Raw genomic sequence first — 23585 nt, forward strand, 5'->3', positions numbered from 1 at the left:
GGAAATCTGATGCGTCACAGTCGTCGGAATGGCTTGATCGCGGCGATGGTCGCGGGCGGTGGACTGGCGGTCGCGGGGGTGGGCGCCCTCGCCCACGCCGACGCGGACGCGGGCGGGCGCGCCGAACGCTCGCCGGGCCTCCTCTCGGGGAACCTGGTGCAGTTGCCCGTGCACGTCCCCGTGAACGTGTGCGGGAACACGGTGAGCGTCGTCGGGGTGCTCAATTCCGCGAGCGGCAACCGCTGTGCCAACGGGTCCGCGGGCGAGGCGAATCCGCGGCCGCGGCCCGCCGGTCCGGCCTCGTCCGCGCAGGGGGCGGCATCCGCGTCCGGCAACGCGGGAGGAGCGGTCGCCGACGGACGCGGAAAGGATTCCCCGGGGCTGCTCTCCGGCAACGGCCTCCAGCTCCCCGTCGACCTGCCGCTCAACATCAGCGGCAACTCGGTGAGCGTGGTCGGGGTCGGCAACGCCTCCCAGGGGAACACCTCCGTCAACGGGCAGCAGCCCCCGACCGTCGGCAAGCCGGCCCAGCCGCCCGTCGCCGTGCGCCCCGTCACCCCGTCGGCGCCGCCGTCCGCGCCCGCCCCGGCCGTACCCCCGCTCCACACCTCGGCCCTGGCCCACACGGGCTCCGAGGGCCTCGGCTACCTGCTGCCCGGCAGTGGCGTGCTGCTGCTCGGCGGGGTCGTGCTCTACCGCCGGTTCCGCATGAACTAGGCCCTGCCGGCCGGTCCCGTCGACCCCGACGGGGGTCAGGCGTCCACGGGCTGCCAGGCCGGGCCGTCCCCGTCCTGGCGGACACGTCCGAACACCACGTCGGCGAAGTGGACGCCGAAGCCGATCGTGTCGGGCCGCGCCAGCTCGGCGACGAGACGCCGGCGGTGACCGGCGGTCAGGGCGGGGTCGTGGTCGAAGGCCGAGGACCACTCCGGGTGGTCGATCTGGATCGGGGAGTGCACCGCGTCGCCGAAGGCGATCAGGCGACGCCCGCCCCCGGTGATGACGTACTCGGCGTGCCCGACGGTGTGGCCGGGGGTGATCCGGACGTGGACGCCGGGGAAGATCTCCTGCCCGTCCGTGATCGTACGGACCTGCGGCGCCATGGCCGCGACCTGCTCGCCCGTGCCCTGGGCCTCCAGCAGGTCGCGCCTCTCCCACTCCGGCCCGGAGACCAGGAGGTCGGCGTGGGCGAACAGGAGCCCGTCGTCGCCGGGGGCGGGAAGGGACGCCCAGCCGAGGTGGTCGACGTGCAGGTGGGTGAAGGCGACCGCTTCGACGTCCTGCGGGCGGCGGCCGAGTTCGGCCAGGTGCTGCGGGAGGGCGCCCCCGTGGACCGTGGCGAGGGGGCCGTCCGGGGCCTCGTACCTCCGCGGGCCGAAGCCCGCGTCGATCAGGAGCGCGCGGTCGCCGTGCTCCACGAGCAGGCTGCCGATGCTCCCCACGAGGTGGCCGTCGGCGTCCAGGTACTCCGGGTGCGCGGCCCACACCTCGTCGGTGGTGTCCTGGAGCAGCGGCAGCGGCCGGAGCCGTACATCGCCGTCCGGAACGTACGTCACCTTCGTGTCGCCGAGCTGGATCGAGCGGATTCCCGCAGGCCGGCTCCGTCGTCCGTCCCGGGCGTCCCGAGTCACCTGAGCCGCCTGGGTCACTTGAGCCACCGTCACATCGGCCACGGGCCATCTCCTTTGATCTCGCGTCAGCCCGCCGCAGGTCCGTCCCGCGGCGACGGCGCCCACCATAAGCATCAAGCTCGAATGATTCAAGCTGTAAATATTCAGGCTTGATGGGTTTGATAGGGTGGCGGCATGACGACGTCACCCGATCCACAGCCCATCGCCGAGCGACAGCTGTGCGGTCTGGTGAACGGACTGGCCCAGCGGATCACCGAACACGTACGGGTGCGCGCCGCCACCCTGGGCCTCACCGCGGCCCAGGCGACCGCGCTGCGCGAGATGACCGGGCCGATGACCATGCGGGAGCTCGCCGAACGCATGACCTGCGAGCCCTCCAACACCACCTTCGTCGTCGACAAGCTGGAGAAGCAGGGCCTGGTCGAGCGCCATCCGCACCCCACCGACCGGCGCGCCAAGCACCTCGTCCTCACGGCCGAGGGCGCCGCGCTGCGGACGCGCCTGCTCGAACTCCTCGTCGTGGACTCCCCGCTGTCCGGGCTCACCGAGCAGGAGAAGCGGGTCCTGCACCAACTGCTGGAGCAGGCCGTCACCTCGCCGTGAACCGGCGTCAGGCGGCCGTGCGCCAGCCGTCCAGCACCGCGTCGATCAGGGGCGCCAGACGGGCGCGGGCGGCGAACCGGGGGACACCCGACATCAGCAACGCGTCGTACTCGGTGTCGGCGTGCCGCACGGCGGCCCGTACCGCCACCGACACCGCCTGCTCGTCCAGGGCCCGGCCCGCGGCGGTGCGGCCGACCCGGCCGCTGCCGCGCACCGAGGCGTGGGCGGCGATCGCCTCCGCGCGCTCGGGAGGGCATCCGGGGAACAGCCGCGTGATCTCGGCGGCGAACGCCGCCGTGAACCGGACGTCCTCGGCCGCGCGGCGCGCCCGGTCGCGCTCCCGGCGGCGAGCCCGGGCCTCGGCGTCCGCGAGGCAGGCGCGTTCGGCGCGGGCCAGGGCCGCGTCCTCGACCAGCAGGCCCTGGCGTTCGTAACGGCGCCGCCGCCGGTGCCGGCGCACGACGACGGCGGAGAGCGAACTGGCCTCCCGGGCGCGGCGGGTGAGCGCGGCGTCGCCCCGCGGCAGGTACACCAGGTGCCCCAGATCTGCACAGTCCAGGCAACGGGGCACACCGGCCTCGCGCACCAGACGGCGCAGCGGGCCCCGTCGGCACTCGGCACAGTGGATCTGCTTCAGCGACTCGAAAACGACGAGACTCATGCCGTTGTGATACCGCCGTGCGGTGCGCATATCACCTTGTCCGGAAAGGCAATCGGCCCTCCGTGACATCGGCCCGGACCTCGTGAGGTGCCCCCGGCGCGCACGCCCGCGGGGCCGTGCCGTGGTGACCCCCGTCCGCCACGGCACGGCCCCGCGGGCGCGCCCCCGCCGTGGTCCTCAGACCAGGCGGCGTATCTCGCCGCGCACCCGGTAGAAGCCCCCGGACGCCGGGTGCAGTCCGTCCACCACGTACCGGGCTCCGGCCTCCCGGATCCCGCGCGGGAACTGGACGTTCCAGGAGGGCTCGAAGCCCTCGGACACCACCTGCACGCGCATCCGGCCGCCCTGCTGCACGCACTCGACGACCACCGTGCCCGTCGGGACCGCGGCCACCGAGACCGTGGCCACCGCCGCGGCCGAAACCGCCGGGGTGAACACCGGCAGGGCCGCGGCCGACTTGACGTCCACCGGCGCCGGGACGGAACCCTGCTGGGCCGCCGCGATCGCCGCCTCGCTCGCGTCCACGCACACCAGGGACCCGTCCGTGGTGACCAGGTAGAGCCGCCCGTCCAGGTACTGCATGGACAGGGCCGAACCGCTGCCCGTGCCCAGCTTCCAGAGCCTGTTCCCCTCGGCGTCGAAGCAGTACACCGACGAGGCGAGGTCACCGGCGAACACGTGCCGCCCGTCCGGGGAGGTCGCGCAGGAGTACACGGCCGCGTCGCACCGGTACGAGGCCTCGACCGCGCCCGTCGCCTTCGACAGCCGCTGCACGCTGTTGCGGCCCGTCCCCGCGTACACCGCGTCCCGCTCCTGCCAGCCGAACAGCACCGAGCCGCTGGTGTTCGTGTGCCACAGCTGCCCGCCGCCGTCCGGGGCGTAGGCCGTCACCCCCAGGCTGTGCCCGTGGTAGACGGCCCGGTCGTCGGCCCGGACCATCCAGGCGTTGGACCCCGAGGACCTGCGCGACCACTGGAACTCGTCCTCGTGGTCGATGACCGTCAGACCGCCGTTGCGGTCCGCGACGTTCAGCACGCCCTCACGGATGTCGAGCCAGAAGATGTCCACGTCCGCCGCGATGTCGTACGCCCCGAACGGCACCTTGGAGGACAGGTCGTACACCGTGCCGTCGTCGCAGCCCGCGTATATCCAGAACTCGTCCGCGACCAGGCACTTCACCCCGTCCGGCAGCGAGTAGCGGGCCAGCACCTCACCGCCGTGGCTCACCGTGTAGACGTCGCCCGCCTGGTTGCCGACCCAGCAGCGGTCCTCGTCCACGTGGATGCCGAAGGCCGCGGAACCGGTGCGGAAGCGCCACAGCACCGGCGCCACGGCGCGCGCCGTCGACGGCGCCGAGGTCACCTGCCGGCGCGTCACCGCCCGCGCCGCCCGGGCCCCCCGCACCGCCGGCGCGTACCCCTTGCGGACCTTCTCGCCGATCTTCTTGGCGGCCGCGGCGCGGGCCTTGTCCGGCGTCGGGAACGAGGAGCCCTGCAACTGGCCGGTCGCGCCGATGCGCCCGTAACGCACCGAGACCTCGGTGCCGTCGACGGTCACCTCGTAGAACTTGTGCGCCGCGCCGTCCTCCTGGGACAGCTCCAGGTACGTCGTCTCCCGAGCCATGACAGACCCCTCCCCACGAGCCGGGCCAACGGCTCCTTCTCACCGGTGATCCCTCGTGAAAAAAGCTAAGGCCCACCACTGACAATGGGTCCGTGAAGCTCGAAGCGATCACCTGGCAGCGGATGGCGGAGCGGCTCGCCGGCCACCTCGACGACGTCCGCGCGGCCTCCCCCGACGGCGCCGGGACGGGGGTGTGGCAGCGCGTCGGCGTCGACGGCGCGCCCGCCGCCGACACCGGGCTGCTCGCGGGCCGGCTCGCCGACGCGCTGCGGCTGCGCGGCCGTTCGGTGCTCGTGGTCGCGGCCGGGGGGTTCCTGCGGCCGGCCTCGCTCCGCTTCGAGTTCGGGCGGGAGGACGTGGACGCGTACCTCGGCGGCTGGTACGACACCGGCGCGCTGTGGCGCGAGGTCTTCGGCCCGACCGACCCCGGCGGCAGCGGGCGGGTGCTGCCGGACCTCTGGGACCCGGTGACCGACCGTGCCACCCGCAGCCCCTACGTCGAACTGCCCGCCGGCGGCGTCCTGATCGTGCACGGGCCCCTCCTGCTGGGCCACTGGTTCCCCTTCGACCTCAGCGTGCACATCAGCCTCTCGCCGGGGGCGCTGGCCCGCCGTACGGAGGAGGGCGCGCGCTGGACCCTGCCCGCCTTCGCCCGCTACGCCCGCGAGACGGAGCCGGCCTCGGCCGCCGACGTGCTGGTACGGGCGGACGACGCACGGCACCCGGCGTGGACCGGGTGCCCCGGCCGGGCGGACACCGGGTGACCGGTGCTCCGGCGGGCCTTGCGGGCCTTGCGGGCCTTGCGGGCCTTGCGGGGCCTTGCGGGGCCTTGCGGGGCGGGCGGGCGGGGTCGGTGCCGGGGCGGGGTGCCGTCCGTCCGTGACCGCAGCTGCCGTCCTGTCCGGTCCCGGTGCCGGCCGGGGTCAGGGGCGGCCGCCGATGCGGGTGACCGCCTCGGCCGCCGCGCGGCAGCCCGCCCGCGCCGCTTCCGCCGGGTCGGAGCCCGCGAGCCGGGCCGCGAGGAAGCCGCCGGTGAAGGCGTCGCCGGCACCGGTGGTGTCCACCGCCTCGGCGGGCTCCGCCGCGACCTCCGCGGTGATCCGGCCCGCCTCGGCGACGAGCGCCCCGCCCGTGCCCCGGGTCACCACCACGAGCGGCACCCGCCGGCTCAGCTCCTCCGCCGCCCGAGCCACCCCGGCCGGCTCCGGCAGCCCCGCCAGCAGCCGGGCCTCGTCCTCGTTCGGCAGGAGAGCGCCGACCCCCGCCACGGCGGCCATGAACCGCTCGGGACCGAGCGCGGCCAGGAACCCCGCCGAAGCGGGGTCCACGCTGACCGGCACCCCCCGCGTACGGGCCGCCCGCAGCGCGACCAGGGCCAGTTCCCGGCTGCTGTCCGCGAAGAAGAGGTAGCCCGACAGGTGCAGGTGCGCGGCGCCGTCCAGCAGCGCGGGCGCCCAGTCGGCGGGGCACAGCCGCAGCGAGGCCCCGCTGTCGGTCAGGAAGGTCCGCTCCGCGTCCTTGCCGACCAGGGCCACCACCGTGCCGGTCGGTTCCGCCGGGTCCACCACCAGCCGCGGCCGCACCCCCGCGTCGACCAGGGCCCGCTCGTGCCAGCGCGCCGATTCGGCGCCCACCCGCGCGAGGAGGCGTACCTCGGCCGTCCCCGTGCGGGCCGCCCAGCAGGCCGCGTTGGCGCCCGCGCCGCCCGGCAGGGTGCGGATCCTGGCGGCGGTGTCAGTGGCCGGAGCCAGAGGCTCCGGATGTATCGCCACCACGTCCGTGACCACGTCGCCGACGACCACCAGCGCCCCCGGTGCCGCCGTCATGCGCGGGCCGCCCAGGCCCCGGCGATCCTCGCCCCTAGCCGCACGTTGCCCCGTACCGCGGCCAGGTTGGCCTCCAGCGAGGCCCCGCCGGTCGCCCGTACCAGGAAGTCCAGCAGGAACGGGGTCACCGCCTGCCCCGCGATGCCGCGCTCGCGGCACTCGGCGAGCGCCTCCGCCAGGACCCGGTCGTGCAGCCGCGGATCCAACTGCTCGGCCTCCGCCACCGGATTGGCCACCAGCAGCGCCGACTCCGTTCCGCCGAGGGCGTCCTGGGCGGCCATCACCGCCGCCACCTCCTCGGGCCGCTCCACCGTCCAGTCGACCGGCTCGCCGGAGTCGGCCAGGTAGAACCCGGGGAAGCGGCGCGTCCGGTAGCCGAGGATCCCCACGCCCAGGGTCTCCAGCCGCTGGAGGGTGGCCGGCACGTCCAGGATCGACTTCACCCCCGCGCACACCACCGTGATCCGGGTCCGCGCGAGGAGCGCGAGATCGGCCGACTCGTCCTGGGAGCGCGTCCACTCGCGGTGTACGCCGCCCAGCCCGCCGGTGGCGAACACCCGCAGCCCCGCCCGCGCGGCCAGCAGGGCCGTCGCGGACACGGTCGTCGCACCGGTCGCCCCCGTCGCGAGGGCCGGGGCCAGATCCCGGTGGCCGAGCTTGCGTACGCCCTCACCCGCGGCGATCCGCTCCAGACGGGCCTTGTCCAGGCCCGCGTGGGCCACCCCGTCCAGGACCGCGACCGTCGCCGGAACCGCGCCCTCCGCCCGGACCAGGGCCTCCAGTTCCAGGCCCACCTCCAGATTGCGCGGGCGCGGCAGCCCGTGCGCGATGATCGTCGATTCCAGGGCGACGACGGGCCGGCGCGCGGCGAGCGCCTCGCGCACCTCTTCCGACAGGACCGGGACCTCGGATGCTCTGTGCAGTGGCATGTCCCCATCCATGGCACGGGATTCGCGCCCCCAAACGCGCCGTCCGAGCTCCGGCGCGAACCCGTCCCGCGGAGCGGCCCCGCGGGCGGCGGCGCGGTCGCCGCCCCGCAGTGTCCCCGCGGATCCGCCCGGCCGCGGGAGCGCCCGTACCGCTCTGGCCGAAAAGGGGCGGGTGCCGCTTGCGCTCGACGGAGTGACGCGTCCGCCGCGTGCACGCTGGACGCTCTGGCCACCCCCCGGCCCGGGAGAGCCGGATTAGGCTGGCGCGCCATGAGCACCAGTGATCACACCGCCCCCGCCCCCGCCTCCTTCGCCGTGTCCGTCGCGGACGTCCCCGACTCCGAACTGGAGGTCGAGGACCTCGACCCGGCACAGGTCGTCTCCGGCACCCCCGTGGTGACGGGCAAGGTCCTGTGGGAGGCCGAGGACGGCTCGCAGATCCGGGGGATCTGGCAGATCACCCCGGGCGTGGTCACCGACACGGAGGCCAACGAACTGTTCGTCGTGGTCGGCGGACGGGCCACGATCGAGGTGGAGGGCGGAGCGACCCTGGAGGTCGGACCGGGCTCCGCGTGCGTGCTCCGGGAGGGCGACAGGACCACCTGGACCGTGCACGAGACGCTCCGCAAGGCCTACCACATCAGCTACTGACGCCCTTCGCGGGCGCCGGACGCACGGGGTGGCGCCGGGCGGTGAACAGGGCGAGCGCCGCCATCGGCAGCAGCAGCGCGGCGCCGATCGCGTTGAGCCAGCCGTAGCCCGCCTGGGACATGACCAGCCCGGCCGCCGCTCCGCCGATCCCGGCGGAGGCGTTCATGGTCAGGTCGCTCAGTCCCTGTACGGCGGCCCGCGCGGGCTGCGGCACGGAGTCGGTCAGCAGCGCCGATCCGGAGACCATCCCGGCGGACCACCCGAGGCCGAGCAGGAAGAGGCCGGCCGCGCTCTGGGCGTGGTTGCCCCCGGCGGTGCCGGCGAGCAGCGCGGCGAGCGAGAGCAGTCCGGCGGCCAGTCCGATCACGGAGAGCCGGCCGAGCCGGTCGGCGAGCCACCCCATGACGGGCGAGAAGGCGAACATGCCGGCGATGTGCCCGCTGATGACCAGGCCGACCAGCTTGAGGCCGGCGCCGTGGTGACCGAGGTCGACGGGGGTCATCACCATGATCGAGACCATCGTGGTGTGGGACACGGCGACGGTGAGCAGCGCGAGGCGGGCGCGTGGGGAGGCGCGGACGGCGCTGAACCCGGCGCGCAGCGAGCGGCTCTGACGGGACTGCTCATCGGGGCCGGCCAGTGCCCGTGCCGTCAGCAGCGGGTCCGGCCGCAGGAACACGGCGATCAGCGTGCCGGTGAGGACGAAGACGGCGCCGGCCCAGACGAAGGGGCCCGCCGTCTGGGGTATGGAGGTCCCGGCGAAGCTGTCGCTGGCGGGGGCGGAGAGGTTGGGGCCGAGCACCGCGCCGACGGTGGAGGCCCAGACGACCACGGAGATGGCGCGGGCCCGCCGGTCGGGCGGTGCGAGGTCGGCGGCGGCGAAGCGCGCCTGGAGGTTGGCGGAGGACGCGGCGCCGAAGGCGGCCATGCCGAGCATGAGCAGCGGGAAGCTCTTGACGGAGGCGGCCAGGACGACGAGGGCCGCCCCGAGGGTGCCGATCGCGTAGGCGACCACCAGCCCGGGGCGGCGTCCGCGCGCGGTCATCAGGGCGGCGAGCGGGAGCGAGACCAGGGCGGTGCCGATCACCGCGGCCGTGGAGGCGAAGCCGGACATGGCCTCGGTGCCGCTGATCTCGGTGGCCAGCACGGGGGCCAGGGCGATGCTGATGGGCACGCCCAGGCCACCCAGCATCTGGGCGGCGATCAGCACCCCGGAGATCCGGCGCTGCAGCCGGGGCAGGTCGGCGGCGTCGACCGGCCCGCCGTGCCCGGCCCCGGCGGCACGGGACGCGGGGGAGGCGCCGGGGGTCGCGGGAGAGGTGTCCGGCGCTCCGCGCCCGGGGGGCGTCCCGGGGGAGGAGGTCACGCCCGACACCCCCGTCGCGGGTACGCGGTGGGCGGCACCGGGGCGGGCACGTACGCGGAGGGGCCGGTTGCGGCGGCAGGAGGGGTCACCGCCGCAGTGTCCCACCCGCCACCGCCCGGGGGAACCGGGTATGCGGGCGCGGGGACCGGCGGAACGCGCAGGTCAGGACGTTGGCGGAAGGGGAGGTCGGGAGGGGGCGGAAGAGGGGGCCGGGAGGGGGGCCGGGAAGGGGCTGCACAGCGGCCGGTCGGGCCCCCGGGAGGCGGGTCAGAACAGGGGCTGGGGGAGGAACCCCTCCAGGGCGAGCAGGATCCGCTTGGTCTCCACGCCGCCGCCGAAGCCCCCGATGCCCCCGTCGTTCTCCACGACCCGGTGGCAGGGCACGACCACGGGCAGCGGGTTCGACCCCATGGCGTTGCCCACGGCCTGGGCCGCCCCCGGCTGCCCGACCCGGGCGGCCAGCTCCCCGTACCCGACCACCGATCCGTAGGGCACGGAGCGGTCGAGCTCCCGCAGCACCTGGCGGTTGAAGCCGGAGCTGAGCCGCCAGTCCAGCGGCAGCTCGAAACGCCGCAGGGTGCCGGCGAAGTACGCGGCGAGCTGGCGCACCGGCTCGGCCAGCAGCTCCTCCTCGCCCGGAGCCGGCCGCCGGGCGTCGGCGCCGAGCCGCGAGACGAGCGGGCCGATCATCCGGTCGACCCGCTCCGGCGCGGCGTGGAACTCGACCCGGACCAGACCCTCGGGGGTCGCGGCCAGGAGGAGGGGGCCGATGTCGCTGGGGACGACGGTCCATTCGAGGTGCGGCCCGCGGGGCCGCTCGCTGGTGTCCACGCCCCCACGGTACGGCGCCCCGCCGACAGTCCCGCCGCTGCCGGTCAGAATCCGCCGACCGCCTCCCGTACGACGTCGGGCGCGTTCGTGATGACCCCGTCCACCCCCATCTCCCGCACCTTGCGGGCCGTGGCCGCGTCGTTGACGATCCAGGTGTCCACCTCCATGGCCTTGCCGTGGGCGCCCCGCAGCCCGTGCACGGCCTTCACCCAGTCCGCCGAGATCGTGGTGTACGACGGGTTGATCCGGTCGGTGAACTCGGCGTACTCCGGCAGGTCGGCCACGCTCGGAGTGCCCAGGAGGGCCGTGACCAGGTCGGGCCGCAGCCGGTGCACGGTGCGTACGGAGTCGGCGCTGAAGCTCTGCACCACCAGGCGCTCGGCCACGTGCCGCTCGTCGAGCCAGCCCAGCTCGTCGAGCAGTTCCAGCGTCTGCTCCTCGATCCCCGGGTACAGCTCCGGCTTCTTGATCTCCAGGAGCAGCCGCTGCTGGTTGTCCTGGACCCGGTCCATGTACTCCCGCAGGGTCGGCACCCGGGCGCCCGCGAACTGCGGGCCGAACCAGCTGCCCGCGTCCAGCCGGGCGATCTCCGCCGCCGTGAAGTCCTTGACCGCCCACGGCTCGCGGCCCGGGAACACCTGCTCGACATCGGTCGTACGGGCCAGCGTGTCGTCGTGGATCACCACGAGCTCGCCGTCCCGGGTCCGCTGGACGTCGTTCTCGACCCAGGCGAAGCCCATCCACATGGCCCGGTCGATCGCGGCGACGGTGTTCTCCGGGGCGTACGCCGAAGCCCCCCGGTGGGCGTACACGACGGGGCCCAGGAACCGCTTCTGCGCGGTGGAGGGGGCGACGGGCGTGCCGGGGGCGCCGGAGGCGGCGGACGACGCCGTCCCGCCCAGCAGGCCGAGGGCGAGGCCCAGGAAGGCGGCGGCCGCGGCGGCGGCGGGTCGGACGACGTGCATGTGCGATCTCCTCGGGTCGTGAGGCCTGCTCTCGCCTCAAACGGGCGCGGCGCCCCGGACGTTGCGGGGGCGGCGCCCGCCGTGCACTGACGGAGGGGTTCCACGGCGATCATGGGGTTGACGATCACGGCCCCGCCACCGAACTACGACAAACGGACCAGACCGCGCTGACTGTCGGTGGGGGGCCGTACGGTTGACCCATGCGGCCCGTATCGAAGATCGAACGCACGGTGGCGCCTTTCGAGGTCGTCAGCCCCTACCAGCCCAGCGGCGACCAGCCGACGGCCATCGCCGAGCTGGAGAAGCGCATCCGTGCAGGTGAGAAGGATGTCGTCCTGCTGGGTGCGACCGGCACGGGCAAGTCGGCCACCACGGCCTGGATGATCGAGAAGCTCCAGCGCCCCACCCTGGTGATGGCCCCGAACAAGACCCTGGCCGCCCAGCTGGCGAACGAGTTCCGCGAGCTCCTGCCGAACAACGCCGTCGAGTACTTCGTCTCGTACTACGACTACTACCAGCCCGAGGCGTACGTACCGCAGTCGGACACCTACATCGAGAAGGACTCCTCGATCAACGAGGAGGTGGAGCGGCTGCGCCACTCCGCGACCAACTCGCTGCTGACCCGGCGCGACGTGATCGTCGTCGCCTCCGTGTCCTGCATCTACGGCCTCGGCACCCCGCAGGAGTACGTCGACCGGATGGTCCCGCTCAAGGTCGGCGAGGAGATGGACCGCGACCAGCTGCTGCGCCGCTTCGTCGACATCCAGTACACGCGCAACGACGTGGCCTTCACCCGCGGCACCTTCCGGGTGCGCGGCGACACCATCGAGATCTTCCCGGTCTACGAGGAACTCGCCGTCCGCATCGAGATGTTCGGCGACGAGATCGAGGCCCTGTCCACCCTGCACCCGCTGACCGGTGAGGTCATCAGCGAGGACCGCGAGCTCTACGTCTTCCCCGCCAGCCACTACGTCGCCGGCCCCGAGCGCATGGAGAAGGCGATCACCGGCATCGAGGCGGAGCTCGCCGAGCGCCTCGCGGAGCTGGAGAAGCAGGGCAAGATGCTGGAGGCCCAGCGGCTTCGCATGCGCACCACCTACGACCTGGAGATGATGCGCCAGATCGGGTCCTGCTCCGGCATCGAGAACTACTCGCTGCACATGGACGACCGCGAGCGCGGCTCCGCGCCGAACACCCTCATCGACTACTTCCCCGAGGACTTCCTCCTCGTCATCGACGAGTCGCACGTCACCGTGCCCCAGATCGGCGCCATGTACGAGGGCGACGCCTCGCGCAAGCGGACCCTGGTCGACCACGGCTTCCGGCTGCCGTCCGCGCTCGACAACCGGCCGCTGAAGTGGGAGGAGTTCCAGGAGCGGATCGGCCAGACGGTCTACCTGTCCGCCACCCCGGGCAAGTACGAGCTCTCCCGCGGCGACGGGTTCGTCGAGCAGATCATCCGCCCCACCGGTCTGGTCGACCCCGAGGTCGTGGTCAAGCCCACCGACGGGCAGATCGACGACCTGGTCCACGAGATCCGGCAGCGGGTCGAGAAGGACGAACGCGTCCTGGTCACCACCCTCACCAAGAAGATGGCCGAGGACCTCACCGACTACTTCCTGGAGCTCGGCATCCAGGTCCGCTACCTGCACAGCGACGTCGACACCCTGCGCCGCATCGAGCTGCTGCGCGAGCTGCGGGCCGGCGAGTACGACGTCCTGGTCGGCATCAACCTGCTGCGCGAGGGCCTCGACCTGCCCGAGGTGTCGCTGGTGGCGATCCTCGACGCCGACAAGGAGGGGTTCCTGCGCTCGGGGACCTCCCTCATCCAGACCATCGGCCGCGCCGCGCGCAACGTCTCGGGCCAGGTCCACATGTACGCGGACAAGATGACCCCGGCGATGGAGAAGGCCATCGACGAGACGAACCGGCGCCGCGAGAAGCAGATCGCCTACAACACGGCGAACGGCATCGACCCGCAGCCGCTGCGCAAGAAGATCAACGACATCGTCGCCACCATCGCCCGCGAGGAACTGGACACCGAGGAACTGCTCGGCACCGGCTACCGGCAGGCCAAGGACGGCAAGGGCGCCAAGGCGCCGGTGCCGGCGCTCGGCGGCAGGGCGGCCGCGGCCGTCGCCGGGGGCAGGGCGGGCAAGGGCGCCAAGGGGGCGAAGGGCGCGCAGGCGGCCGAGGTGCTCACGGACCGGCCCGCCGCCGAACTGGCCGCGCTGATCGAGCAGATGACCGAGCGGATGCGCGGCGCCGCGGCCGAGCTCCAGTTCGAGGTCGCGGCCCGGATCCGGGACGAGGTGGGCGAGCTCAAGAAGGAGCTCCGGCAGATGAAGGAAGCGGGTCTCGCCTGACCCCGGGGCGGTCAGTAGGGTTGGGACACAGCCGCAGTTACACGCTGCGCGCCCGTCGGTCGGGCGGGCTACGGAGAGGGGACAGCGCGTGACGGTCAACATGACCAAGGGTCAGGCCATCAGTCTGCAGAAGTCGGACGGCGGCACGCTGACCGCGGTCCGGATGGGCCTCGGCTGGCAGGCGGCCAAGCGTCGGGGCCTGTTCGGCTCGCGGACCCGGGAGATCGACCTCGACGCCTCGGCGGTGCTCTTCGCCGACAAGCAGCCCGTGGACGTGGTGTTCTTCCGGCACCTGCAGAGCGACGACGGCTCGGTGCGCCACACCGGAGACAACCTCGTCGGCGGCGCGGGCCAGGGCGGGGACGACGAGGCCATCCTCGTCGACCTCCAGCGCGTGCCCGTGCACATCGACCAGATCGTCTTCACGGTGAACTCCTTCACCGGCCAGACCTTCCAGGAAGTGCAGAACGCCTTCTGCCGCATCGTCGACGAGACCAACGGCCAGGAGCTGGCCCGCTACACCCTCGACGGCGGCGGCCAGTACACGGCGCAGATCATGGCGAAGGTGTCCCGCGAGGGCTCCGGCTGGAAGATGACGGCCCTCGGCAACCCGGCCAACGGCCGGACCTTCCAGGACCTGATGCCGGCGATCCTGCCGCACCTGTAGCGGTACCGGGCAAGAGCGCCACGGAACAAGAGAAGAAGGCACGGGGGAGGGCTGCACGATGACGGCCGAACTGGTCCGGGGGCAGAACCACCCCCTGTCCCGCAATCGGGTGGAGATCCGGGTCTCGGCCGGCACGGCCGTGCTGGCCCTGGCCGTCACCGGCGACGAGGCGGGCCGGCCGGCCGGTCCCGGGGCCCTGGCGCATCCCGGGGCCCGGGCCCTGCCGGGCCTGGAGGTCCCGGACCGGGTCGGCGACCGCCACCGGTTCACCGTCGACCTCGACGCGGTCGGGGCGGCCGTCCACCGGGTCCGGGTGCTGCTGGTGCTGCCGCCCGGCGGGCCCGCGCGCTTCGGCGCGGTCGCCGCCCCGCACGCGGCCGTGGCCGAGCCGGAGGGCGCCGAGCTCGCGGCGTACACCATCACCGGCCTCGGCTCCGAGAGCGCCGTCGTGGCCCTGGAGCTGTACCGGCGCCAGGGCGCCTGGAAGGTCCGGGCCGTGGGCCAGGGCTACGCCGGCGGCCTCGGCGCGCTCCTGGCCGACTCCGGCCTGACCGGCCCGGCCGCCGACGAGCTGACGGCCGCCGCCCTGGGCCTGACGGCCTCCGGGGACATCACCCTGGCCACCCTGCCGACCGGGGCCGCGCCGACCGTCCCGCACGGGCTGCGGACCCCGCAGGACGCGGCGCCGGGCGCCCCCGGGGGGCCCGCCGCGCCGGCCCCGGAGCCGCCGGACCCGCTCCCGGTCTCCGGCACCCCCTACGCGGGCACGCCCGGTCCGGTCCCGCCCGGCCCCGTCCCGTCCTCCGGGCCGTCCGGCGCGGACACCGTCGGCGGCCCCACCGGGGCGAGCGCCGGGGCGGCGGCCGCCGCCGGGGGCCCGCCGACCATCGACTACGCCCACCCGCGCCGTCGCCGCACCAGCGCCGAAGCCCCCGAGCCGGCCCCCCGCCCCGAACCCGCCGACCCGGGGCAGCCGCCGCGTCCCGTCGCCGGGGACGCCAGTGGCTGGTCCATGGACGAGCGCCTCTACAACCAGGTCTGGGGCATGTTCGAGGACCTGGCCCGCACCGTGGCCGCCTACCGCGGCGCCGTCGACTTCGCCGACTCCCGCCTCGACCGGGAGCTCGACGAGGCACTGTCCGACCCCCGGGGCCGGATCGACGGCTCCGCGAACGCCGCCCGCGACACCGCCCGGGCCCGCCGCGACGACCTCGTGGCCCAGGCCCGCGCCGTCCTCGACCGCGACCTGGCCCAGCTCACCGCCGAGGCCGAGGTGGTGGAGCCCGCGCTGCCGCCCGCCTACGCCCGCTGGGCCGCTCCCGTCTGGCACGGCCGGAGCACACCCGCCGAGGCCCCGCTGGCGCTGCGCCTGGGCGATCTGAGCCTGCCCGAGCGGCCGGAGCTGCGGATCCCCATGCTGATGCGGGTCCCGCTGGAACGCGGCCTGTGGATCGACAACGGCCGCACCGGCTCCGAGGCGGCCATGACCATGGACACCGACCGGCTGCGCCGCGCCGCCATGGACATGGCCGTCGCGCACGCCGTGCGGCTGCTCGCGGTCCACCCCGCCGACGCCCTCTCCGTCCATGTCGTCGACGCGGCCGGGGCGGGCGCCGCCTCTCTGGCGCCGCTGGTGCGCGCCGGGGTGCTGGCCGCGCCGCCGGCGGCGGGGGCCGAGGGGGTCACCCGGACCCTGGAGCGGCTGACCCGGCGGGTGGACCTCGTACAGATGGCGCTGCGCGCGGGGGCTCCGGAGGACCTGCCGCCGGACGTGGACCGGGCCGAGCAGCTGCTGATCGTGCACGACTTCCCGCACGGCTTCGACGACCGCGCCGTCACCCGGCTGCGCTACCTGGCCGACGAGGGCCCGGCGGTCGGCGTGCACCTGCTGATGGTCGCGGACCGTGACGAGGCCTCCGCCTACGGGCCGCTGCTGGATCCGCTGTGGCGCTCGCTGATGCGGCTCTCGCCGGTGCCGGACCACCACCTCGCCGACCCCTGGGTGCAGCACGCCTGGACCTTCGAGCCGGACCTGCCGCCGCGGGGCAGCCGGGTCCTGGAGCAGACGCTGGAGCGGATCGCGCAGGACCGGAGGTCCGCCCGGCGGTGAGCGGCCATGACCGGCGGCTGACCACTCCTTGGTTTTCTCTTTACCTTTGACCCCCTCCGCGGGTACCCTGGCATCTGCGGAGGGGAGTATTCCTGCTATTTCCTGCGCGGCGTACCCGTCAATACGGACCACTGCGGTCGTGTGAACGCAGTCGGTCCCGGGGCGCCGGCCCCGCGGCCGCCGGGCCGCCCGGGTGGAAGAGACCTCCGGCAGCGATGACGCTGACCCAGTTCTGAGCCATCCGCCGGAGGCGTGAATACCGTGGACGTTTCGTTGACCCTATGGGTGCTGACCATCGTCGGTCTGGGCATCCTGATCGGCGCCGATTTCTTCATCGGCCGCAAACCGCACGACGTTTCCGTCAAGGAGGCGGGCATCTGGACGGTCGTCTGGATCGTCCTGGCCGCCCTCTTCGGCCTGGGGCTGTTCCTCTTCGGCAACGGCCAGGCCTCCCAGGAGTTCTTCGCCGGCTTCATCACCGAGAAGTCCCTGAGCGTGGACAACCTCTTCGTCTTCGTCCTGATCATGGCGAAGTTCTCGGTGCCCTCCCACCTCCAGCAGCGCGTCCTGCTCGTCGGCGTACTGATCGCCCTGGTCCTGCGCGCGGTGTTCATCGCCGCCGGCGCCGCGATCATCACCAGCTTCGCCTGGGTCTTCTACATCTTCGGCGCCTTCCTCATCTACACCGCCTGGAAGCTGATCCAGGAGGCCCGCAAGGACGAGGAGGAAGAGGAGTTCGAGGAGAACCGCCTCCTCAAGTCGATCGAGGCCAGGTTCGGCGTCGCCGACCGCTATCACGGCACCAAGCTCTTCATCCGTGAGAACGGCAAGCGGATCCTGACCCCGCTGATGGTCGTCATGCTCGCCATCGGCACCACCGACGTCCTCTTCGCCCTGGACTCGATCCCCGCGATCTTCGGCCTCACCCAGGACCCGTACATCGTCTTCACCGCCAACGCCTTCGCCCTGATGGGCCTGCGCCAGCTGTACTTCCTGATCGGCGGCCTGCTCAAGAAGCTGGTCCACCTCAGCTACGGCCTGTCCGTCATCCTCGGCTTCATCGGCGTCAAGCTGGTGCTGCACGCCCTGCACGAGTCCGGGGTGCACGTCCCGCAGATCTCCATCCCGGTCTCCCTCGGCGTCATCTGCGGTGTCCTGGTGATCACCACCATCACCAGCCTGGTGGCCTCGAAGAAGCAGGCGGCGGCCGAAGCCGCCGCCGACCCGCGGACCCGGAGCGTCGACGCCTAGCCCAGGCGCTCCGACGGGGCCTGGACGGGGGCGGCCGCTTCGGCCGCCCCCGTTCCCGTGTCCGCGCCCAGGCCCGGACCCGCGCCCGTGCGGAGCACCGCGGGGTTCGTCTCCGGGAGCAGCGCGAAGCAGGCCAGGCTCGCCAGGCAGACCAGCGTCAGGTACACCGCGACGCCCCAGGGCGGCCCGGAGCCCTGCGCCAGGGCCGTCGCCACGACGGGCGTCAGCGCGCCGCCCAGCACCCCGCCCAGGTTGTAGCCGACGGCCGCGCCGGTGCAGCGGATCCGCGGGGCGTACAGCTCGGGCAGGTACGCGCCCACCACCGAGAAGGCCATGATCATCCCGAACAGCGCCACCACGCAGCCCAGCGTGATCAGCAGCGGCTCCCCGGTGCGCAGCAGGGCCGTGAACGGGAACATCCACACCGCGCAGACCGCGCTGCCGGCCAGGCACAGCGGACGCCGCCCCCAGCGGTCGCCGAGCACCGCGAGCAGCGGGGTGGCCAGGCCCTGGACCAGGACGGCGGCCATCACGCAGGCCAGCATCACGGTGCGGTCCACGCGCAGGTGCCCGGTCGCGTACGAGAGGGACCAGGTGGTGACCGCGTAGAAGACGGCGTACCCGAACGCCATCGCCCCGCCGGTCAGCAGCAGCAGCCGCCAGTGGCCGCGCACGACCTCGGTCAGCGGGGCCTCGGCCCGCCGGCCCGTCTCGGTGAGCGCGCGGAACTCCGGGGTCTCCTCGACGGACCGCCGCAGCCACAGCCCCGCCAGTGCCAGCAGCCCCGCGCCCCAGAACGGCACCCGCCAGCCCCAGGCGCTGAACTGCGCGTCGGTCAGGGCCGCCGAGAGCGCCAGCACCAGGCCGTTGGCCAGCAGGAAGCCGACCGGCGGGCCCATCTGGGGGAAGCTCGACCACAACCCGCGCCGCCGCTCCGGGGCGTGTTCGGCGGTGAGCAGCACCGCCCCGCCCCACTCGCCGCCGAGTCCGAGCCCCTGCAGGAAGCGCAGCAGGAGCAGCAGCGCGGGCGCGGCGATGCCGATGGAGGCGTACGGGGGCACGCAGCCGACGGCCACCGTGGCGACGCCGGTGAGCAGCAGCGAGCCGAGGAGCACCGGCCGGCGGCCGTAGCGGTCGCCGACGTGGCCGAAGACGACGGAGCCGAGGGGGCGGGCGAGGAAGCCGATGCCGAAGGTGCCGAAGGCCGCGAGGGTGGCGGCCAGCGGGGAGAAGGCGGGGAAGAACAGCGGGCCGAGGACCAGGGCGGCGGCCGTGCCGTAGGCGAAGAAGTCGTAGAACTCGATGGCGGTGCCGGCGAGCGAGGCCGAGGCGATCCGCGCCATCGAGGGGGAGGAGCCGGGGGAGGGGACGGGGTGTTGTTGCATGGTGCAGCAACTACCCCGCCCCGCCCCTCGGGACGGGCGTTCGGTGATCATCGACCGGAAGGAGTGCACGTCCGGCCGGTGTTGACCCGGGCGCCGAGCCCGGCGCCGAGCCCGGCGCCGACCCGGATCACCAGCCGCGTTCGCGCCACTCGGCCAGGTGCGGGCGCTCGGTGCCGAGCATGGTGTCGTTGCCGTGCCCCGGGTAGACCCAGGTCTCGTCCGGCAGCTGCTCGAAGAGCTTGTGCTGGACGTCGTCGATGAGGCTGGCGAAGGCCTTCGGGTCGTCGTGGGTGTTGCCGACGCCGCCCGGGAAGAGGCAGTCGCCGGTGAACACGTGCGGGTGACCGTGCGGGTCGTCGTAGATCAGCGCGATCGAGCCGGGGGTGTGGCCGACCAGGTGGCGCGCGGTCAGCTCGACCCGGCCGACCGTGATCTTGTCCCCGTCCCCGACCGGCACGTCCGTGGCGACGGGGATGCCCTCCGCGTCGAGGGCGCCCGCGTACGTCCGGGCGCCGGTGGCCTCCACGACGTCCGCGAGGGCGCCCCAGTGGTCGCCGTGCCGGTGGGTGGTGACGACGGACGCGATGCCGTCGTCGCCGATCAGGTTGATCAGCGTGTCCGCCTCGGCGGCCGCGTCGATCAGCAGCTGCTCGCCGGTGGCCCGGCAGCGCAGCAGGTACGCGTTGTTGTTCATGGGGCCCACGGCGACCTTGGAGATCATCAGGTCCGCGAGTTCGTGCACGTCGGCAGGGCCGCCGACCTTCACCGCTCCGCTGTACGTCATGTCGTTGATCCTAAGGGTGTGCGGTCCTAGAGCGGGGGGAGCTCGGGCAGGCCGTCGCCGGCCTCGACGGCGAGATGGGCGCCGCGCAGACCGCGCCCGGCGAGCCAGCCGAGCAGCTCGGCCGTGGGGCCGGAGAGGGTCACCGGGGTGCCCTCCGTGCCGCCGGTGTGCCAGACCAGGCCGGGCGCGGCCTCCAGGGTCACCGGCGGGACCTCCGGGCGGCCGGACCAGCGGTCCGCGAGGAAGGCGATCTCCCGTTCGGTGAACTCGCCGGAGAGGTCGGTGAGCTCGTAGCCGATGTTCAGGTCGACGTGGTGCAGCTCGACCTCGACCAGGCGCCGGAACGGCACGTTGGAGGCGAGGTCGGTGACGCCGTTGCGCAGCTCGACCGTGCGCGACCAGTCCTGGGCGGGCTCGGTCGTGGCCAGGAAGCGGGCGCCGGAATCACGGAGGTCCGTGAGGTGTTCTTCCAGGGGCCTGCCGGCGTCGCGCTCGATGTCCGCGTCGCGGGCGGTGCCGCTCTCGTACATGGGGCGGCCCTCGAAGACGTTCACGAGGGCGTCCGCGTTGCGTGCGAGGTGGGCCAGGACGTGGCCACGCGTCCAGCCGGGGAGGTGTGACTCCTCGGCGAGGGCGGCGTTGTCCAGTTTCGCGACCGCGTTCAGCAGCCGGTCCGTGGCTTCACGTACAGATCGCAGGTCGTGCACATGATCAGTCATGGAACCGAGCCTAGTGGCCCGGGGGCCCGCGCCACACGATCGGGTGAAGCGGTACCGGGAGTGCCGTAAATCGAATGTGCGTGCTATACGCTCGGAAGTCCAGACCCACTCCGTCGCAGAGGCGCCCCCCATACCCTGGATAGCCGGGGCCCGTGCCCCCGCTTCTCTCAAGAAAGGTGCGGACCGGCGTGACCGACCGTCTCATCGTTCGTGGCGCTCGCGAGCACAACCTGAAGAACGTCTCGCTCGACCTGCCCCGCGATTCACTCATCGTCTTCACCGGACTCTCCGGCTCGGGCAAGTCCTCCCTGGCCTTCGACACGATCTTCGCCGAGGGCCAGCGCCGCTACGTCGAGTCGCTCTCCTCCTACGCCCGCCAGTTCCTGGGGCAGATGGACAAGCCCGACGTCGACTTCATCGAGGGCCTCTCCCCGGCCGTCTCGATCGACCAGAAGTCGACCTCGCGCAACCCCCGCTCCACCGTCGGCACCATCACCGAGGTCTACGACTACCTCCGCCTGCTCTTCGCCCGCATCGGCAAGCCCCACTGCCCCGAGTGCCGCCGCCCGATCTCCCGGCAGTCGCCGCAGGCGATCGTCGACAAGGTCCTCGCCCTGCCCGAGGGCAGCCGGTTCCAGGTGCTGTCGCCGCTGGTGCGCGAGCGCAAGGGCGAGTTCGTCGACCTCTTCGCGGACCTCCAGACCAAGGGCTACAGCCGGGCCCGGGTGGACGGCCAGACCATCCAGCTCTCCGAGCCCCCCACGCTGAAGAAGCAGGAGAAGCACACCATCGAGGTGGTCATCGACCGCCTCACCGTCAAGGACAGCGCCAAGCGCCGGCTCACCGACTCCGTCGAGACCGCGCTGGGCCTCTCCGGCGGCATGGTCATCCTGGACTTCGTCGACCTCGCCGAGGACGACCCCGAGCGTGAGCGGATGTACTCCGAGCACCTCTACTGCCCCTACGACGACCTCTCCTTCGAGGAGCTGGAGCCCCGCTCCTTCTCCTTCAACTCCCCCTTCGGCGCCTGCCCCGAGTGCACCGGCATCGGCACGCGCATGGAGGTGGACCCGGAGCTGATCGTCCCGGACGAGGACAAGTCCCTGGACGAGGGCGCCGTCTCGCCGTGGTCGCTCGGGCACACCAGGGACTACTTCCAGCGGCTCGTCGGCGCCCTCGCGCAGGAGCTGGGCTTCCGTACGGACATCGCGTGGGCCGGGCTGCCGCTGCGCGCCAGGAAGGCCCTGCTGTACGGGCACAAGACGCAGATCGAGGTCCGCTACCGCAACCGCTACGGGCGCGAGCGCGCGTACACCACCGCCTTCGAGGGGGCCGTTCCCTTCGTCAAGCGCCGGCACGCGGAGTCCGAGAGCGACGCCAGCCGGGAGCGCTTCGAGGGCTACATGCGCGAGGTGCCCTGCCCGACCTGCGAGGGGACCAGGCTCAAGCCGATCGTCCTCGCGGTGACGGTGATGGAGCGGTCCATCGCCGAGGTCGCCGCCATGTCGATCAGCGAATGCGCGGACTTCCTGGGGCGGCTGACCCTCGACGCCCGCGACCGGAAGATCGCCGAGCGGGTCCTCAAGGAGGTCAACGAGCGGCTCCGCTTCCTCGTCGACGTCGGCCTGGACTACCTGTCGCTGAACCGCGCCGCCGGCACCCTCTCGGGTGGTGAGGCCCAGCGCATCCGCCTCGCGACGCAGATCGGATCCGGCCTCGTCGGCGTGCTCTACGTACTCGACGAGCCGTCCATCGGCCTGCACCAGCGGGACAACCACCGGCTGATCGAGACGCTGGTGAGGCTGCGGGACATGGGCAACACCCTGATCGTCGTCGAGCACGACGAGGACACCATCAAGGTGGCCGACTGGGTCGTCGACATCGGCCCCGGCGCCGGCGAGCACGGCGGCAAGGTGGTCCACAGCGGTTCGCTCAAGGAGCTGCTGAAGAACTCCGAGTCGATGACCGGGCAGTACCTGTCGGGCAAGCGGTCCATCCCGGTGCCGGACGTCCGCCGTCCCGTGAACGGGGAGCGCAGGCTCACCGTGCACGGCGCCAAGGAGAACAACCTGCGGGACATCGACGTGTCCTTCCCGCTGGGCGTGCTCACCGCGGTGACGGGCGTATCGGGCTCCGGCAAGTCGACGCTGGTCAACGACATCCTGTACACGCACCTGGCCCGCGAGCTCAACGGCGCCCGGTCGGTCCCCGGCCGGCACACGCGGGTGGACGGCGACGACCTCGTCGACAAGGTCGTGCACGTGGACCAGTCGCCGATCGGCCGCACCCCGCGGTCCAACCCGGCGACGTACACGGGCGTCTTCGACCACGTGCGCAAGCTCTTCGCTGAGACGATGGAGGCGAAGGTGCGCGGCTACCTGCCGGGCCGCTTCTCCTTCAACGTCAAGGGCGGCCGGTGCGAGAACTGCTCCGGCGACGGCACGATCAAGATCGAGATGAACTTCCTGCCGGACGTCTACGTCCCCTGCGAGGTCTGCCACGGCGACCGCTACAACCGGGAGACGCTGGAGGTCCACTACAAGGGCAAGTCCATCGCGGAAGTCCTGAACATGCCGATCGAGGAGGCGCTGGACTTCTTCGAGGCCGTGCCGACGATCGCGCGGCACCTGCGCACGCTGAACGAGGTGGGTCTGGGCTACGTCCGGCTCGGACAGTCCGCGCCGACCCTGTCCGGCGGCGAGGCGCAGCGCGTGAAGCTGGCGTCGGAGCTGCAGAAGCGGTCGACGGGCCGGACGGTGTACGTCCTGGACGAGCCGACGACCGGTCTGCACTTCGAGGACATCAGCAAGCTCATCAAGGTGCTGTCGGGCCTGGTGGACAAGGGCAACTCGGTGATCGTCATCGAGCACAACCTGGACGTCATCAAGACCGCGGACTGGGTCGTCGACATGGGCCCGGAGGGTGGCTACGGCGGCGGGCTCGTCGTCGCCGAGGGCACCCCCGAGCAGGTGGCGTCCGTGGGCGCGAGCCATACGGGCAAGTTCCTGCGGGACATCCTCGGAGCGGACCGGGTCTCGGACGCGGCGGAGCCGCCGGCGCGGACGGCGAAGAAGGCGGCGCCCGCGAAGAAGGCCGTCGCGGCGAAGAAGACGGCCGCCGCGGGGACGAAGACGGCCGCCGCCAAGAAGGCGGCCCCGGCGAAGAAGGCGACGCGCGCCCGCAAGGCGTAGCAGCCGTAGCGGGCAACGGCGGAAGC

At 73.2% G+C, this 23585-nt stretch carries 20 protein-coding genes; 9 read left to right on the top strand and 11 right to left on the bottom strand.

Going from position 1 to position 23585, the window contains the following annotated elements; translation table 11 throughout:
* Positions 1–9 precede the first annotated feature (9 nt).
* A complete protein-coding gene (locus OG295_RS25920; RefSeq protein ID WP_371679056.1) occupies positions 10–717 on the top strand; it encodes a chaplin in 708 nt (235 codons plus the stop codon).
* A gap of 35 nt (positions 718–752) precedes the next feature.
* Here the strand turns inward: OG295_RS25920 and OG295_RS25925 are convergent, their stop codons facing one another.
* Positions 753–1664, bottom strand: a complete 912-nt coding sequence (locus OG295_RS25925) for an MBL fold metallo-hydrolase (protein ID WP_371681310.1) — start codon at positions 1662–1664, stop codon at positions 753–755.
* 141 nt (positions 1665–1805) lie between these two features.
* On the opposite strand from OG295_RS25925, the gene OG295_RS25930 reads away from it, so the two are divergent.
* Positions 1806–2234 carry a MarR family winged helix-turn-helix transcriptional regulator gene (locus OG295_RS25930; RefSeq protein WP_371679057.1) on the top strand — a complete coding sequence of 143 codons (429 nt, stop codon included), beginning with the start codon at positions 1806–1808 and terminating at the stop codon, positions 2232–2234.
* A 7-nt stretch (positions 2235–2241) separates the two neighbouring features.
* Here OG295_RS25930 and OG295_RS25935 read toward each other — a convergent pair whose 3' ends face one another.
* Positions 2242–2895: a DUF2293 domain-containing protein gene (locus OG295_RS25935; protein ID WP_371679058.1), complete on the bottom strand. Its 654-nt coding sequence runs from the start codon at positions 2893–2895 to the stop codon at positions 2242–2244.
* A 177-nt stretch (positions 2896–3072) separates the two neighbouring features.
* A complete protein-coding gene (locus OG295_RS25940) occupies positions 3073–4518 on the bottom strand; it encodes a WGR domain-containing protein (RefSeq protein WP_371679059.1) in 1446 nt (481 codons plus the stop codon).
* Positions 4519–4610: 92 nt separating this feature from the next.
* On the opposite strand from OG295_RS25940, the gene OG295_RS25945 reads away from it, so the two are divergent.
* Positions 4611–5282 carry a uridine kinase gene (locus tag OG295_RS25945; RefSeq protein ID WP_371679060.1) on the top strand — a complete coding sequence of 224 codons (672 nt, stop codon included), beginning with the start codon at positions 4611–4613 and terminating at the stop codon, positions 5280–5282.
* A gap of 159 nt (positions 5283–5441) precedes the next feature.
* Here the strand turns inward: OG295_RS25945 and OG295_RS25950 are convergent, their stop codons facing one another.
* Together OG295_RS25950 and OG295_RS25955 are read right to left on the bottom strand one after the other, a co-directional pair.
* Positions 5442–6344 carry a carbohydrate kinase family protein gene (locus tag OG295_RS25950; protein ID WP_371679061.1) on the bottom strand — a complete coding sequence of 301 codons (903 nt, stop codon included), beginning with the start codon at positions 6342–6344 and terminating at the stop codon, positions 5442–5444.
* Positions 6341–7273 carry a pseudouridine-5'-phosphate glycosidase gene (locus tag OG295_RS25955; protein WP_371679062.1) on the bottom strand — a complete coding sequence of 311 codons (933 nt, stop codon included), beginning with the start codon at positions 7271–7273 and terminating at the stop codon, positions 6341–6343. The genes OG295_RS25950 and OG295_RS25955 overlap by 4 nt, the downstream gene beginning before the upstream one ends.
* Positions 7274–7543: 270 nt before the next feature.
* Between OG295_RS25955 and OG295_RS25960 the strand changes: the two genes are divergently transcribed.
* The gene (locus OG295_RS25960) at positions 7544–7924 is read left to right on the top strand and encodes a cupin domain-containing protein (protein ID WP_371679063.1); all 381 of its coding nucleotides are present in this window, start codon (positions 7544–7546) and stop codon (positions 7922–7924) included.
* On the opposite strand, the gene OG295_RS25965 is transcribed toward OG295_RS25960, so the two are convergent.
* The 3 genes from OG295_RS25965 to OG295_RS25975 all read right to left on the bottom strand — a co-directional run bounded on the left by OG295_RS25965 (position 7914) and on the right by OG295_RS25975 (position 11086).
* The gene (locus OG295_RS25965; protein ID WP_371679064.1) at positions 7914–9290 is read right to left on the bottom strand and encodes an MFS transporter; all 1377 of its coding nucleotides are present in this window, start codon (positions 9288–9290) and stop codon (positions 7914–7916) included. The two genes, OG295_RS25960 and OG295_RS25965, sit on opposite strands and share 11 nt — an antisense overlap.
* A 267-nt stretch (positions 9291–9557) precedes the next feature.
* Entirely contained in the window at positions 9558–10121 is a 564-nt protein-coding gene (locus OG295_RS25970) for a methylated-DNA--[protein]-cysteine S-methyltransferase (RefSeq protein ID WP_371679065.1), read from the bottom strand.
* 44 nt (positions 10122–10165) lie between these two features.
* Entirely contained in the window at positions 10166–11086 is a 921-nt protein-coding gene (locus tag OG295_RS25975) for a glycerophosphodiester phosphodiesterase (RefSeq protein WP_371679066.1), read from the bottom strand.
* 200 nt (positions 11087–11286) lie between these two features.
* Between OG295_RS25975 and uvrB the strand changes: the two genes are divergently transcribed.
* The 4 genes from uvrB (at position 11287) to OG295_RS25995 (ending at position 17480) form a co-directional block, all read left to right on the top strand.
* Positions 11287–13452 carry an excinuclease ABC subunit UvrB gene (gene uvrB, locus OG295_RS25980; protein WP_371679067.1) on the top strand — a complete coding sequence of 722 codons (2166 nt, stop codon included), beginning with the start codon at positions 11287–11289 and terminating at the stop codon, positions 13450–13452.
* 88 nt (positions 13453–13540) lie between these two features.
* Positions 13541–14119: a TerD family protein gene (locus OG295_RS25985; RefSeq protein WP_356221145.1), complete on the top strand. Its 579-nt coding sequence runs from the start codon at positions 13541–13543 to the stop codon at positions 14117–14119.
* 58 nt (positions 14120–14177) lie between these two features.
* Positions 14178–16229: a TerD family protein gene (locus OG295_RS25990; protein WP_371679068.1), complete on the top strand. Its 2052-nt coding sequence runs from the start codon at positions 14178–14180 to the stop codon at positions 16227–16229.
* A gap of 261 nt (positions 16230–16490) precedes the next feature.
* A complete protein-coding gene (locus OG295_RS25995) occupies positions 16491–17480 on the top strand; it encodes a TerC family protein (RefSeq protein WP_371679069.1) in 990 nt (329 codons plus the stop codon).
* Here the strand turns inward: OG295_RS25995 and OG295_RS26000 are convergent.
* The 3 genes from OG295_RS26000 to OG295_RS26010 form a co-directional block, all read right to left on the bottom strand.
* Entirely contained in the window at positions 17477–18865 is a 1389-nt protein-coding gene (locus tag OG295_RS26000; protein WP_371679070.1) for an MFS transporter, read from the bottom strand. The genes OG295_RS25995 and OG295_RS26000 overlap by 4 nt on opposite strands.
* A gap of 127 nt (positions 18866–18992) precedes the next feature.
* The gene (locus tag OG295_RS26005) at positions 18993–19649 is read right to left on the bottom strand and encodes an MBL fold metallo-hydrolase (RefSeq protein ID WP_371679071.1); all 657 of its coding nucleotides are present in this window, start codon (positions 19647–19649) and stop codon (positions 18993–18995) included.
* 26 nt (positions 19650–19675) lie between these two features.
* The gene (locus tag OG295_RS26010) at positions 19676–20368 is read right to left on the bottom strand and encodes a maleylpyruvate isomerase family mycothiol-dependent enzyme (protein WP_371679072.1); all 693 of its coding nucleotides are present in this window, start codon (positions 20366–20368) and stop codon (positions 19676–19678) included.
* 188 nt (positions 20369–20556) lie between these two features.
* Here OG295_RS26010 and uvrA point away from each other — a divergent pair, with 188 nt between their 5' ends.
* The gene (gene uvrA / locus OG295_RS26015; RefSeq protein ID WP_371679073.1) at positions 20557–23559 is read left to right on the top strand and encodes an excinuclease ABC subunit UvrA; all 3003 of its coding nucleotides are present in this window, start codon (positions 20557–20559) and stop codon (positions 23557–23559) included.
* Positions 23560–23585: the final 26 nt, after the last annotated feature.

The organism is Streptomyces sp. NBC_01276, from assembly GCF_041435355.1.
Lineage (GTDB): Bacteria > Actinomycetota > Actinomycetes > Streptomycetales > Streptomycetaceae > Streptomyces.

What these genes read in the sequence shown, in the direction of transcription:
- OG295_RS25920 (WP_371679056.1), top strand. Translation starts at nt 10, where the DNA reads ATGCGTCACAGTCGTCGGAATGGCTTGATCGCGGCGATGGTCGCGGGC.
- OG295_RS25930 (WP_371679057.1), top strand. Translation starts at nt 1,806, where the DNA reads ATGACGACGTCACCCGATCCACAGCCCATCGCCGAGCGACAGCTGTGC.
- OG295_RS25935 (WP_371679058.1), bottom strand. Translation starts at nt 2,895, where the DNA reads ATGAGTCTCGTCGTTTTCGAGTCGCTGAAGCAGATCCACTGTGCCGAG.
- OG295_RS25940 (WP_371679059.1), bottom strand. Translation starts at nt 4,518, where the DNA reads ATGGCTCGGGAGACGACGTACCTGGAGCTGTCCCAGGAGGACGGCGCG.
- OG295_RS25950 (WP_371679061.1), bottom strand. Translation starts at nt 6,344, where the DNA reads ATGACGGCGGCACCGGGGGCGCTGGTGGTCGTCGGCGACGTGGTCACG.
- OG295_RS25955 (WP_371679062.1), bottom strand. Translation starts at nt 7,273, where the DNA reads ATGCCACTGCACAGAGCATCCGAGGTCCCGGTCCTGTCGGAAGAGGTG.
- OG295_RS25960 (WP_371679063.1), top strand. Translation starts at nt 7,544, where the DNA reads ATGAGCACCAGTGATCACACCGCCCCCGCCCCCGCCTCCTTCGCCGTG.
- OG295_RS25975 (WP_371679066.1), bottom strand. Translation starts at nt 11,086, where the DNA reads ATGCACGTCGTCCGACCCGCCGCCGCCGCGGCCGCCGCCTTCCTGGGC.
- uvrB (WP_371679067.1), top strand. Translation starts at nt 11,287, where the DNA reads ATGCGGCCCGTATCGAAGATCGAACGCACGGTGGCGCCTTTCGAGGTC.
- OG295_RS25990 (WP_371679068.1), top strand. Translation starts at nt 14,178, where the DNA reads ATGACGGCCGAACTGGTCCGGGGGCAGAACCACCCCCTGTCCCGCAAT.
- OG295_RS26000 (WP_371679070.1), bottom strand. Translation starts at nt 18,865, where the DNA reads ATGCAACAACACCCCGTCCCCTCCCCCGGCTCCTCCCCCTCGATGGCG.
- OG295_RS26005 (WP_371679071.1), bottom strand. Translation starts at nt 19,649, where the DNA reads ATGACGTACAGCGGAGCGGTGAAGGTCGGCGGCCCTGCCGACGTGCAC.
- OG295_RS26010 (WP_371679072.1), bottom strand. Translation starts at nt 20,368, where the DNA reads ATGACTGATCATGTGCACGACCTGCGATCTGTACGTGAAGCCACGGAC.